Raw genomic sequence first — 12368 nt, forward strand, 5'->3', positions numbered from 1 at the left:
ATGAAGCAACTGTTTTTCGCGGGACTTCTGCTGGCCGCCGGACTGTTCTTTATTCTGGCGGATGTGCTGAAGCTGCCCACTTTGAAAGCGGCGAAAGCCATGCTTACAGCCGGAAAAGAAAACAAAAAAGCCTCCAAAACCGTGGAGGCGTGGCTGATGTCCGGCGCCGTGAAGCTGGCAAGGCACATTCGCATGGACGAGTACAAAAGGGCGAGGATGGCGAATGTGCTGAAGGCGGCCGGTTATTCCATGACCCCGGAGGTGTACACGGCCTACGCCCTGATAAAATCCGGTGCCATCCTGCTGGGCGTGATCCCATGCCTGCTTCTGCTGCCTCTGCTGACCCCGCTGGTGGTGATCCTCGCCGTCCTGTCGTATTTTAAGGAAACGCGCAAGGCGGACGAACAGCTTAAAGCGAAGCGGAATCAGATCGAAGGCGAGCTGCCCCGGTTCGTGGCGACCGTGGAGCAAAGCCTGAAGGCCAGCCGCGACGTGCTGGCGATGCTGGAAGCCTACAAAAAAAACGCCAGTCCCGCCTTCGCCCATGAGCTGGACGTACTGACGGCCGACATGCGCTCCTCTTCCTATGAGACGGCGCTTACCCGGTTTGAGGCAAGGTTCAATTCTCCCATGCTTTCCGACGTGGTACGCGGGCTGATCGGCGTCCTGCGCGGTGACGACAGCGCCGTGTATTTCCAGATGCTGTCCCACGATTTCAAGGCGCTGGAGCTTCAGCGCTTAAAAGGCCAAGCACAAAAAATCCCGCCGAAAATCCGCGTGTTTTCCTTCGTGATGCTGATGTGCTTTCTTTTGACCTATATGGTCATCATCGCGGTGCAGATCATGGATTCTCTCGGCACCATGTTTTAATAAGGAGGGTTTTGTATGGATCAAAATGAAAAACAACTGGAGAAAAAACTGCGTGACCGGATCGAGGCCAACTATCGCTCCTATATCCAGCAGCTCCAAAACAGGCCCGCGGCGGATCTGATCGAGCAGGCGTCGGAGATCGCGGCGGTAAAGCTGGTGTATGACGAACTCATGGATTGCTGCAATGCCGATGACACGGAATACCTGCTCCGGTTCGAAGATCCCCTGCTGCTGGTGAGCGACCAGTGGCTGGCGGAACAGAATGTGTCGCACCGCGACGAGCTGGGGCATGCGCTCTGGAACATCACCGACAAGGGGCTTGGCGAGGGAGAATACGCCATGCTGGAACCGTCGCGGGACGGTCCGGAAGAAGCCGGGCCGGTCACCGTGCGGGAATTTCTCGAGCAGCATCCCGGCTCCTGCTTCGACATGATGACGCCGGGCGGCTTTGTCTGCCTGACGCCTGAAAAAGCCGCGCTTCTGCTGTCCGGCCAGAGCGTGAAGGGGCATTCCGGCGATATCGAATACGCGATGGAAATCCCCGCGGAGGAACTGCTGAATCAGGAGGTACTGAATGTGGGCTTCTGCGACGGATCGTGGCATATTCTGAGCGACGATGTCCACGACATGGAGCAGCAGGCCGCCGACTCGCCGGATCAGGGGGTACGGCTATGCTGAAGCTTCTCCGCTCCCGGCGCGGCGAGGGATATATCGATACGGCGGTGATGATCCTCTGCGTCATGCTGGTAATTGCGGTCGCGATGAGTGTCCTGCCGGTGTTTGTCACCAAAAACAGGCTGGATACCTATGCATCCGAGCTGTGCCGGGAAGCGGAAATCCAAGGATGTGTCGGAACGGAAACCACCCTGCGGGCGCGGGTGCTGACCGAGCAGACCGGCCTCAATCCGGACATCACGTGGTCGAAAACCGGAAAGATTCAGCTCAACGGGGAATTCACAGTCACCGTTTCCGTGCGGGCCGATATCGGGCGGTTCGGCGGGTTTGGGAGCTTCCCCGTCACTCTGACGTCGAAAGCGTCGGGCAAAAGCGAGGTGTACTGGAAGTGACATCCAAAAAATTCTGTGCTATACTCAAAAGCAAGAAAGGATCGGCCTTTCCGCTCACCATTGCGGTGACGATGGCGCTTTTGCTGCTTCTCTGCGTTGCTTCCGAGGGCATCCGGCTGATGATCATCGCCCAGGGTGTACGGGACGCGGTGCAGTCCGCCGTGATCTCAACCGTGAACGACGGCTACGACAATGTGTACCACGGCGTGCGAGAGGGCTATTCCGGCGCTTACCAGCCCTCGGCGGACGACTTCGAGGAAAGCCTTGATTACGGCGATATTTACGGACGGTTGGATAAGCTGCTGGAGCTCCGGCAGGAAAATGGATATCATGTGAAATACGCCGGGGACGAAGCGGAATTCCGGTTGTCAAACCTGTCTGTCCATCTCAGGAACATGCCGCTGGCACCATCCGATCCGGATAACGCGAACGGTTATCTGGCCGACGCGGTGATCCGTCTGGAGGTTCCCGTGCGGTTTGGAGGGAATATCCTGCCGCCCATGACGATCAGCCTCAAGGTACAGGCAAAATATATGCCTTTATTCTGACTATTTCACGCGTGCCCCATAGACTTTCGAAACCGTCTGTGGTACTGTGTGATACTGAAAAAAGTCGATGAATCAACAACATGAAAAAGGAGGGTATCTCATATGAAACTGACAGATAAAACAAAAAAACGGCTCACGCTTGCCGGGCTCGGCGTTTTGAGCATTGTGCTGGTCGTCGCTATCGCCGCGCAGTTCAGAACGGGGACGCCCATGGATGGGAAAGGGAACGCCTCCTCCGCCGCGTCGGATGCCTCGGTTCCTTCAATCTCCGCTCCAGAAACCACGGGCTCTTCACCGGACGTCAGCGTCCCGGTTGTTTCCGCGCCGGACACGGCTTCTCAGAATGGCGGCGCCGAAGATACCGGGGATTCCAGCGGCACGGACCAGAGCATTCAGGCACCGGTGACCAAACCGTCCGAGCCTTCGTCGGAAGCGAAAACGAACCCCAATCAGACGCCGGACGGTAAAAAGACAACGAAAACCGATGGCGGAACGCCGACCGCGAATTCCTCCTCCGAACCATCGACACCGAAGGCCGGAGATAAGAACAGCAAAGGTCAAGTTTATTTCCCCGGCTTTGGATGGGTTGATGACGAAGGCGGCGGTACATCGGGAACAACCGCCGGTGATATGTACGAAAACGGCAATAAGATCGGCAACATGAATTAGCTCGATATCACGATATTACGGAAAGCACGGCTTCGGCCGTGCTTTTTCGTTTGGAAGGAGGATTTCATGAAACGAATCATCAGCCTTTTTTTAGCGTTTGTACTGATGATTTCCGTATTCCTGCCGATGAACGCCTATGCCATCGGAGACGGGAATGTGGATGGCGGCGGAGGTGGGATGGGAGACGGAACTAACACGGATTTCTGGAACACCGGCGACGAGGGAGTACGGGTAACGGTCATCCGGGCCAACGATCATGCGGTTGTGACAACGCCGGTCGATTTAACGAACAGGACCCCAGCCGGAACAATATGGCACTTTGGAAAGGTGTGCAAAATCTCTTATAATAGAGGGCAAACTTTAACACCAAGGACCGGAAACTATTCTTATGTAAACCCGTCTCAGGCTCTGCCCAAGATCATCAGCACATCCGGAGGAAACGGTAACATCGCCGCGATCAAGAGCTATTTCACTGACGAGCAGGTAATTCGGAGTATCGCGAACCTAACCGGAATGAACTTTAATGTCCTGATCAACGGGCAGTACAAGCTGCTTCTGGAGCCCATCGCCTATATGACCTTCGGCGGCGTCAAATACGCCATGACCGCCACGGAGGCCGCGCTGTTCGATCAGCAGCTCGGGGGCGGCCTGCGGAGCAAGATGGTCTCTCTCAGCCACAAAAACCTGCCGCTAGCGATGTTCTTGGAAACCCCGGATCTCGGCTACCCGGCGTGGGGCGGTTCCACGACCAGGGCGGCGTCGGACACGGATATCATCTCATCCCTCGGCCTTGGCATCGTGCGGTTCAGCGAAGCGGAACCGCCTACGATCAGTACAACAAATTATGAATACCGCGTCAACACGGAGGTCATCACATCCGTGACGGTGCGGGGCGGGCAGTCCGATCCGAACAATCCCGTCACAGTGCGTTTCACTATTGGGGGCCAGACTTACACCGTAGGCGGCGTCTACTACCCAGATGGCGACAGCCAGCTGGCGTGGGTGCGCTGGACAACCCCATCCACTCCGCAGACCATGACCATCCGCGTGTCGGTGAACGGCGGCGGCTCGGCAAGCGAGGGAACCATCACCGCAAAAATTACGGATCTCTCCGGACACGATCCACCCGATCCGGTGGCGGATGACCGGAACGACTCCTACGCCGCGTCACCTGTCCCCAATAATACGCAGAAAACTTCGGCGTCCTGGGGAGTCTGGTGCCCGTCATGGCACGCGAATTGGGTCTGGATTTCCACAGGAGAGGACTCCGGCTATTGGGAAGACACTGGATGGTGGGACTTTAACTGGACTTCTTATTCCGCGAGCCTGACCGCTTCCATGAGCATTACGCCGGATGCGAAAGATCCCACGGCATCGGGCAAAGTCCTGAAAAGCGGCTATGGGATCAACCAGACAACGACTGCCAGAGTAAGCACCGGCCAGTCTTCGGCGGTGACGGACGCGCAGACCGCCGTCACGTACTTTCCGGAATTCGGGTACCAATCCTTCTGGCGGCTACTGGAACAGACACGCTCCGGATATACCGCGGAGTTTGAGTTTGCGCCCAATAAATATTCGACCTACAAGCGTCGAACGCACTTCACGCCGATCTGGATGCCGGACGGCAGCTATACGCCCTATACCTATCTGGAGGACTGCTGGACGCCCGTGGGAATGCTCAGCATGAACCTCACTGACTCGGTAACGATACGGGGCAGCCTTTGGAGCGACTGGCATATCGCCCCTGTAACCCCATAACAGCAGAAAGAAAAAGGGTCGCGGAACAGAAGCTTCAGCGGTCCTTTTCTCTGCAAAAAAATTATTTGAAAGGGTGGAAAATCCATGAAAAAGAAGCGTATTCTCGCGGTCCTGTGCGTGGTTCTCGTCCTGACCTGCCTCTTTGGAACGACCGCGTATGCGGCGGGAAGCGGTGATGTGGCGGGAGCCGTGGAGGGCACCTGGAAAACGGCGTCACAGCAGATCAAGACCGTCGTCAACAGCGTCGTATTTCCGGCTATCGACCTGATTCTGGCCGTGTTTTTCTTCGCCAAATTGGGCACGGCTTATTTCGACTACAGAAAGCACGGGCAGTTCGAGTGGGCGGCGCCCGCAATCCTGTTCGCCTGTCTGGTGTTCACATTAACGGCGCCGCTGTATATCTGGAGCGTAGTTGGAATGTGAGACAAAAGCACAGAGCAAGCCCATACTGACTTGCTCTGTGCAATATGAACCATAAAATTTATTAGGAGCAATAAATGGCGATTGAATTCGCCATAAACTCAGCGGTTCCTGTACCGTTTTTATCAATGTTTTGAGTAAATCTCTTATCACCGATATACATGAGTCCGAGACAGGATAGAATCTCTTTTGTGCAGTTATAGAAATTTGTAGTGATATAAGTCTGCCATCTTTTCACAAGCACCTGTGCCGCTTCACTATCTGGGGCAAGATGCCTATTCTCGCCAAATGTTTTTAGAATATTAGCTCCTTCACCGTTAAGAATTTTCCATTGCTGCTCATCGTAGCTGGAGGTTTTTTCCTCACTTTCCTTGTAAGCTTCAGTGTTGCCCCAACGCGTTTTCACCTCGGCGGCATATTTTTTCTTGTTTGTTTCGATTTCTGTCATGTCAAATTCTTTAAAGCTCATGCTTGTATCTCCTTTTATCGTATTTTCGATAAGAGCAATGAGTCCATCAAGGCGATTCCTCTTTTGAATCAACAATTCCTTGTGCTTTTGTAAAGCTTCCATCTTGTCGTAATGTGGATTCGTCATAATTTCTTTGATATCGTTCAGAGAAAAATCCAGCTCTTTAAAAAACAGGATCTGCTGTAAGGTTTCCAGCGTTTCTTCATCGTAAATGCGATAGCCAGTGTCGGTAATCCCATTTGGCTTTAACAGCCCGACTGCATCATAATAGTGCAAGGCTCTTATAGTTACGCCGGTTAACTTTGCGACTTCGTTTATCTTCAATTCCAAAAATCCTTCGTTTTCTTCATGATTTCCTCAGTGGAGGTAATGGTGGCTTCATAAATGCTCTTACCGGATTTTTTCAGGTAGTGCTTTATGAGCTGATATCCGCAGGCGTAACCACCACAGTAAGGCATTCCAATCGGAGCCGCACCGCGTATGGCCATAATTTCGTCGCCGTACAGATAGGAGGACAGCCTATTAAAATTATTTTCATTTAGATTGGACTGAATAGTGGGTTTAATTACTGTTTTCAATGTTTCATCGCTTATGTTGGTTACCCACATACCAATTTTATTTTCGCCGAACATTATTGCCGCAAAGTTTTCAGCAAGTCCTTCACTGACAATCATATCTGCCAATGAAATATTCGGATTCCACTGCATAAACTGCCATCTTACATTGTGATTGGTTTCATGCGCCAAAGCCACAGGTAACATCTGCAAGGATTTTTCATTTGGAATGATGGTGCCGATAATATAGCCTGGGATACCTCCATCGCCGCAGTAATCACCAGTCATAGCGGACATCGGGTTTTGAGGGTCATTAAGCAAAACTGTAAAAATATAATCTTGTACCGGCAAATGAATGACATGTTGCTCGAAACCCTCAAGAGCTTTGCTGATGCTATCTTCACAAGCATTCCAAAAGGAATCATCACTAATTTTTTCAATTTCGCCAAGTCGTTCCTCGGTGATTTGTGCCGGATGATAACCACCACCCATACTGCTTGCAGATACTACATCGTAGCCACCTTCCTTCTCTGCCTTTAAAGGCATGCCGATACACTTCCACTTAAACTCAAAGGGCTTCATCAACTCATAGCGATAAAGGTTCTCCCGTTCCTCATTCATGGATGAAGTCATTTTGCGATAAATTCTGTCAGAGCGTATTGCTTTAATATTCATGATCTCTACCTCATTTTGTCATTGCATATTATGTGTTCGAACAACAATTATGATAATACACTATGACGTTACGTCAGAGTCAATAGCCTTTGTAAAAAACAAATATTTAATTTGAGCATCTATAATCCCGGAGCCTGTGAAAGCGGGCTCCATATTTTTTGAAGGAGGTGATCTCCCATGTTCATATGGGACTTTGTGGCCGACACCGTGCTGGGGCAGATTCTGGACTGGATCTACAGCCAGATGATCGGATTCCTCGGCAATTTTTTCGCGGCCATGGGCAACATGGGCGCGGACCTGTTCGACATGACCTGGGTGAAATCCATCGTTCTGTTCTTTACTTACCTGGGCTGGGCACTCTACGGAACCGGGCTGGTGGTGTCGGTCTTTGAGTACGGCATTGAGTACCAGTCCGGCCGGGGAAGCATCAAGGACACCGCGCTCAACAACGTCAAGGGCTTTCTCGCGGTCGGCCTTTTCTCCACGGTACCGGTGGAACTGTATAAGCTCTCGGTTTCTCTGCAGAGCAGCTTCACGGCGGGCATCACAGGGCTTGGAACGGGAATTGACACCGTGGCCGGAAACATCATCAGCCAGCTGTCCTCCGCGGGGGCGCTGGAAAAAGCGGCGAATGCCGGAGTGTTCGGCGGGATCGGAAGCACGCTCAATCCCATCATGCTGATCTTTATCCTCATCATGATGGGCTACGCCGTGATCAAGGTGTTTTTCGCCAACCTGAAGCGCGGCGGCATCCTGCTCATCCAGATCGCGGTGGGCAGCCTGTACATGTTCAGCGTCCCGAGAGGATATCTGGACGGATTCGTGAGCTGGTGCAAGCAGATCATCGGGCTGTGCCTGACCGCATTTTTACAATCTACCATCCTCATTGCGGGGCTGATGGTGCTGAAGGATCACGTCCTGCTGGGGCTTGGCCTGATGCTGGCGGCCGGGGAAATTCCGCGCATCGCCGGAGCGTTCGGATTGGACACCAGCACCAGAGCCAACTTCATGAGCGCCGTCTACGCCGGTCAGACCGCGATGAACATCACCCGCACCATTGTGAAGGCGGTGGCGAAATGAGGCTGGTATATATCTGCTCTCCCTACGCGGGGGATGTTGAAAGCAACGTCCGGTTTGCCAAAGCCGCCTGCCGATATGCGATGAAACAGGGCTGCGCGCCTGTCGCCGTTCATCTGCTGTATCCGCAGATTCTGAACGATGCCGTTCCCTCCGAGAGAAAAGCCGGTATCCGGATGGGGCTGCGGGTGCTGGTTTCCTGTGAGGAACTGTGGGTTTGCGGCGGCACCGTCAGCCATGGAATGAGCTGTGAGATCGCAAAGGCCGGACGATTGGGCATTCCCGTCCGGTATCTGTCTGCAGAGCAGCTTCAGAGCGAAGCGCCCGCAAAACAATACGGCATTCTGGCACGCCGGAGCGCCGCGTCTGTCTGCGGTGCGGCGGAGAGCTTGGTGAAGCAGGATGGAAGGCCCGTAGTCTTCGGAACCTATGAAGAAGCTGCGGTAGAAGCCGAACGGCTGAACGGCCGGATGGGACCTGTCAACCGGACCGTCGAGTATTTTCCGAAAGAAATGGAGGCTGTGCCGGAGGAAGCGCCTTCCCTCGGCATGGAGCTGCTCCTGTGACCGTGCCGCTGACCCTCGGCAGCCTGTTTGACGGGATCGGCGGATTTCCGCTGGCAGGCGTCCGGCAGGGGTTCACTCCTGTGTGGGCCAGCGAAATCGAGCCGTTTCCGATGGAAGTCACAAAAATACGGTTTCCGGATATGCTCCCTGTCGGCGACATCATGAAGCTGAAGGGCCCGGAGCTGACCCCCGTGGATGTGGTCTGCGGCGGGAGCCCGTGTCAGGATCTCAGCGTAGCAAACGGCAGGCGCCTTGGGCTGCAAGGCGAACGCTCCGGCCTGTTCATGGAGCAAATTCGGATCATCAAGGAGATGAGAGCGCATGACAAAGCAAGCGGAAGGCCAGCTGACGCTGTTCGACCTCGGTATATGGTCTGGGAAAATGTCCCCGGAGCCTTCTCCTGCTCAGGAGGCGAAGATTTCCGGGCGGTCCTCGAAGAAACCTGCAGAGTTGCTGACAGCTCCGTATCTGTACCTCGACCTCCGGGAGGGGTATGGAAATCTGCTGGGGCCGTATTGGGAGATCAATTCTCCGTTGCTTGGAGAGTATACGACGCTCAATACTGGAATGTCCCGCAGCGGCGCAGGCGCATCTTCCTTGTCGCGGATTTTGGAGGCCGAACCGCCCCCAAAATACTATTTGAGCAGGACCGCCTGCCTGGGAATTCTGCGGCGGGCGAAGAAGCGCAGCAAGGAGCTGCCCCCGGTGCTGAAACAGGCGCTGGAGCTTCAGGCGGGAATCCGGCCGGAGGATGCCTGACATCATGGGATGTACAAAGCCACCGGATTTATGGAAGCGAGGGCGTCTGGCCCTCCCTGTACAGCGGCGGTGGTGGCGGGCACGGCTATGTATCCACAGAAAAAGAAAAAACGGAAGCTCTGGAGGGCTGGCCCATGGCTTTTGCGTGCAATCAGCGCGATGAGGTTCGGAACCTGCACGATGTGTCCGGGGCGATACAGGCCCAGCCAAGCATGAAACAGCAGACCTTTATTGCCGAGACATCGCAGCGGAAAGATGCAAACTGCCTGACACCATGGGATACCCAGCAGGGCCGGGTTTTTACAGAAAAAAGCGTTGCCCCCACGCTGGCAGGCGCGGACGGAGGCGGCGGCAGAAATCCGGGCGGGCTTTTATTTACGGCGGCGTTCAGCGCGGGGGCCGGTTCGTCCGCCGGAGGGATCGGCTATCAGGAGGAATGCGCGCCGACCCTGAAGGCGACGGCAAGCGGAAGCATGATGCCCTCCGTGCTGTGCCTGAACGACCAGGGCGGCAGCCGCATGGACGTTTCCGAAGACGTCGCCGCCACGCTCCGTTCGCAGGAGCACGGCCATTCACCGCTTGTTGTGGGAAGCCAGCCGGAACTGTTCGAGAATTACGGGATCGACTCGCGCTATACGGGACCGCACAAGGTGGCGCCCACCATGTCCGCGAGATACGGCACCGGCGGGAACAACATCCCCTTAATTTCCCAGCCGTCCGTGTTTCTGGCGGACTCCGGCGAAGACTCCGCGCCTGCCGAAACCTACTGCATTGCCGGAAATATCATCGACCGCCAGGACAAAAACGGCGGGAACGGTATCGGCGTCCAGCCGGATATCAGCTATACCGTCACGGCCACCGACCGGCACTGCGTGTTTTCCCAGCAGCGCAGCGACGAGTACGCCCCGAACGAGGTGGTAAGCACCGAGAGCGCCCGGCAGTACAAGGACGCTACCGATCTCGTGTGTGAAACGAACGAAGCCGGGGCACCTGAAACCCACGGTGTGTCACCCGAACCACATGCGCATCCCCACCGCATCCCCAAGCTGATCCGGAGGCTGACCCCGCTGGAATGCGAACGGCTCCAGGGGTTTCCGGATCACTGGACGGACATTCCGGGCGCTTCGGACAGCGCCAGATACAAGGCGCTGGGCAACAGCGTGGCGATTCCCTGCGTGGAGCATGTGCTCCGGGGAGTCGCTTATTTTTTACGCAAATTCAAGGAGGAACCATCATGTACATCTATCCGGACAACCTGAAATCCAAGGCGACGCTGTGGCTGTGGCAGCTCCGGGACATCGGCATCATCGGCGTCGGCCTATTAATCTCCGTGTTTGCGCTGGCGCAACTCCGGCTTCTGCCGCCCATCGTTATCACGGCCCTCTATGCGTTTCTGACGATCCGTTTTGACGATACCAGCATCCTTGACTTTATAAAAAACGCCTACGCCTTCTTTTTCACAAGGCAGCAGGTCTACGAATGGGGGTATGGAAAACATGAATAAGACAGAAAAGAAAAACGCAAGGCAAAAACAATATACCCGGCAGCTCATCAACACGAAGGCCGTCACCGATTACAGTCTTGCGACCAACCGCGGCGACGAGCTGGTGTATTTTATTATCAAACCCACCAACATCTCAGTGCTTTCCGAGGAAAGCGTCTCGGCCCGAATCTACGCCCTGATGACCGTTCTCAAGGGCATCGCGGAGCTGGAGTTTCTGTGCCTGAACAGCCGGGAAAACTTTGAGGACAACAAGCAGTTTCTGCGGACACGGCTGGAACAGGAGAACCACCCGGCTGTGCGGCAGCTTCTGGAGCAGGATCTCTCCCAGCTCGACCGGATGCAGGTGCAGATGGCAACGTCCAGAGAATTTCTGGTGGTGATCCGGCTCCGGAATGAAAAGCAGAGCGAAGTGTTCTCCTACCTGAACCGCATAGAAAAAACCCTGCGTGAGCAGGGCTTTTCCACAAAACGCGCCGGCAAGGAGGACATCAAGCGCATTCTTGCCATTTATTTCGAGCAGAATGTAACAACGGAAAAATTTGAGGACTACGACGGGGAGCGCTGGATCGTGCCAGAGGACTGACAGCTTATTTCAGCGTTTCGGAGCAGTCGTCCATCAGAAGCTGAAATACCTGTTTTCCCGTTTCGCTGTCCTCATAAACCAGGCTGTCCAGCAAGGCGCAGGAGAGCCCGTAGGAAAATCCCATGGAAGCGGGAACGGCAAGGAACTGCTCCTTCAGCATCCGGTTCAACCGCTCCATCAGGGGTTCCCCGACGACAGCGGAAATTCTGTCATACAGCATGTTCAGATCGGCATTCTGGAGAACTTCGGTGATGTTTTCCTTTTTATCCGACAGGAACCGGGACATGGCGTATTGGAGGAACTCCTCCGACAGCAGCGCGTAATGCCGGTTTACAACCGTAAACCGCTGCGCGGACTGATCCGGACGCTCCTCAAAATTTTGCTTGACCTCCGGGTAAAAGGGATGCGTCTCCGCCTCCGCGTCGGTATCGGTCAGTTGGAACGAACGGTGCTTGTGTGGGGACGAATCTCCAGAGGCAGCATCCAGAGCGTAGAAGCACAGGTCTCTCAGCTCCGAGGACGCATCGTATCCGTCGGACACGGCCTCCTGACTGGAGGAAGCAATGACCACCTGAAAGAAGCGGGACAGGTAGTTCTCAATCATATATCCCTCCCCGCCGAGCTTCGCCCGAATCTCCGCGGCAAGCCGCAGGAAATCCGTGACGGAACCGGACTGTTCCGCTTCCCTGGAACCCAGCAGATCCTCCGGATTTTGAAAAATATTCATTTGTACCCCGACCTTTCTTTGAAGTCGGGAATCTCCGGCGCGTAAAAGCGCGTGCAAAAGCGGGGCTTTTCCGTCCGCTACCCTTGCACGCGCGAAAGATTCTGCTTGTGCCGCCAGAAAAA

At 54.8% G+C, this 12368-nt stretch carries 15 protein-coding genes; 12 read left to right on the forward strand and 3 right to left on the reverse strand.

What is annotated here, in order from left to right:
• The 7 genes from HCR03_RS14880 (at window position 1) to HCR03_RS14910 (ending at window position 5335) form a co-directional block, all read left to right on the forward strand.
• Window positions 1-870 (forward strand): secretion protein F, encoded by an 870-nt coding sequence (locus HCR03_RS14880; RefSeq protein WP_187038144.1) that lies wholly within the window; start codon window positions 1-3, stop codon window positions 868-870.
• A 15-nt stretch (window positions 871-885) separates the two neighbouring features.
• Entirely contained in the window at window positions 886-1548 is a 663-nt protein-coding gene (locus HCR03_RS19850) for a DUF3848 domain-containing protein (RefSeq protein WP_228724981.1), read from the forward strand.
• Window positions 1542-1937, forward strand: coding sequence for a DUF4320 family protein (locus HCR03_RS14890; protein WP_187035105.1), 396 nt, complete (start codon window positions 1542-1544; stop codon window positions 1935-1937). Before HCR03_RS19850 ends, HCR03_RS14890 begins: the two co-directional genes overlap by 7 nt.
• Window positions 1934-2485 carry a hypothetical protein gene (locus HCR03_RS14895; protein WP_187035107.1) on the forward strand — a complete coding sequence of 184 codons (552 nt, stop codon included), beginning with the start codon at window positions 1934-1936 and terminating at the stop codon, window positions 2483-2485. Before HCR03_RS14890 ends, HCR03_RS14895 begins: the two co-directional genes overlap by 4 nt.
• A 102-nt stretch (window positions 2486-2587) precedes the next feature.
• The gene (locus HCR03_RS14900; protein ID WP_187034905.1) at window positions 2588-3154 is read left to right on the forward strand and encodes a DUF6550 family protein; all 567 of its coding nucleotides are present in this window, start codon (window positions 2588-2590) and stop codon (window positions 3152-3154) included.
• A 66-nt stretch (window positions 3155-3220) separates the two neighbouring features.
• A complete protein-coding gene (locus HCR03_RS14905) occupies window positions 3221-4912 on the forward strand; it encodes a hypothetical protein (protein ID WP_187035109.1) in 1692 nt (563 codons plus the stop codon).
• Between the two features lie 84 nt (window positions 4913-4996).
• The gene (locus tag HCR03_RS14910; protein ID WP_187035111.1) at window positions 4997-5335 is read left to right on the forward strand and encodes a DUF3852 domain-containing protein; all 339 of its coding nucleotides are present in this window, start codon (window positions 4997-4999) and stop codon (window positions 5333-5335) included.
• A gap of 61 nt (window positions 5336-5396) precedes the next feature.
• On the opposite strand, the gene HCR03_RS14915 is transcribed toward HCR03_RS14910, so the two are convergent.
• Window positions 5397-6125 (reverse strand): MerR family transcriptional regulator, encoded by a 729-nt coding sequence (locus tag HCR03_RS14915; protein WP_187035113.1) that lies wholly within the window; start codon window positions 6123-6125, stop codon window positions 5397-5399.
• A complete protein-coding gene (locus HCR03_RS14920) occupies window positions 6122-7030 on the reverse strand; it encodes a DUF2268 domain-containing protein (RefSeq protein WP_187035115.1) in 909 nt (302 codons plus the stop codon). Before HCR03_RS14920 ends, HCR03_RS14915 begins: the two co-directional genes overlap by 4 nt.
• 177 nt (window positions 7031-7207) lie before the next feature.
• Between HCR03_RS14920 and HCR03_RS14925 the strand changes: the two genes are divergently transcribed.
• The 5 genes from HCR03_RS14925 to HCR03_RS14945 are packed head-to-tail and all read left to right on the forward strand — an operon-like array spanning window position 7208 to window position 11519.
• Window positions 7208-8110 (forward strand): conjugal transfer protein TrbL family protein, encoded by a 903-nt coding sequence (locus HCR03_RS14925; RefSeq protein ID WP_187035117.1) that lies wholly within the window; start codon window positions 7208-7210, stop codon window positions 8108-8110.
• Window positions 8107-8673, forward strand: coding sequence for a DUF7768 domain-containing protein (locus HCR03_RS14930; RefSeq protein WP_187035119.1), 567 nt, complete (start codon window positions 8107-8109; stop codon window positions 8671-8673). The genes HCR03_RS14925 and HCR03_RS14930 overlap by 4 nt, the downstream gene beginning before the upstream one ends.
• Window positions 8670-10691 (forward strand): DNA cytosine methyltransferase, encoded by a 2022-nt coding sequence (locus tag HCR03_RS14935; protein ID WP_187035121.1) that lies wholly within the window; start codon window positions 8670-8672, stop codon window positions 10689-10691. Before HCR03_RS14930 ends, HCR03_RS14935 begins: the two co-directional genes overlap by 4 nt.
• Window positions 10667-10936 (forward strand): hypothetical protein, encoded by a 270-nt coding sequence (locus HCR03_RS14940; protein WP_187035123.1) that lies wholly within the window; start codon window positions 10667-10669, stop codon window positions 10934-10936. The genes HCR03_RS14935 and HCR03_RS14940 overlap by 25 nt, the downstream gene beginning before the upstream one ends.
• Window positions 10929-11519, forward strand: coding sequence for a hypothetical protein (locus HCR03_RS14945; protein ID WP_187035125.1), 591 nt, complete (start codon window positions 10929-10931; stop codon window positions 11517-11519). The genes HCR03_RS14940 and HCR03_RS14945 overlap by 8 nt, the downstream gene beginning before the upstream one ends.
• Window positions 11520-11523: 4 nt before the next feature.
• Here HCR03_RS14945 and HCR03_RS14950 read toward each other — a convergent pair whose 3' ends face one another.
• Window positions 11524-12246, reverse strand: coding sequence for a hypothetical protein (locus HCR03_RS14950; RefSeq protein ID WP_187035127.1), 723 nt, complete (start codon window positions 12244-12246; stop codon window positions 11524-11526).
• Window positions 12247-12368: the final 122 nt, after the last annotated feature.

The sequence above is a fragment of the Caproicibacter fermentans genome (assembly GCF_014303955.1).
GTDB classification, from domain to species: Bacteria; Bacillota; Clostridia; order Oscillospirales; family Acutalibacteraceae; genus Caproicibacter; species Caproicibacter fermentans.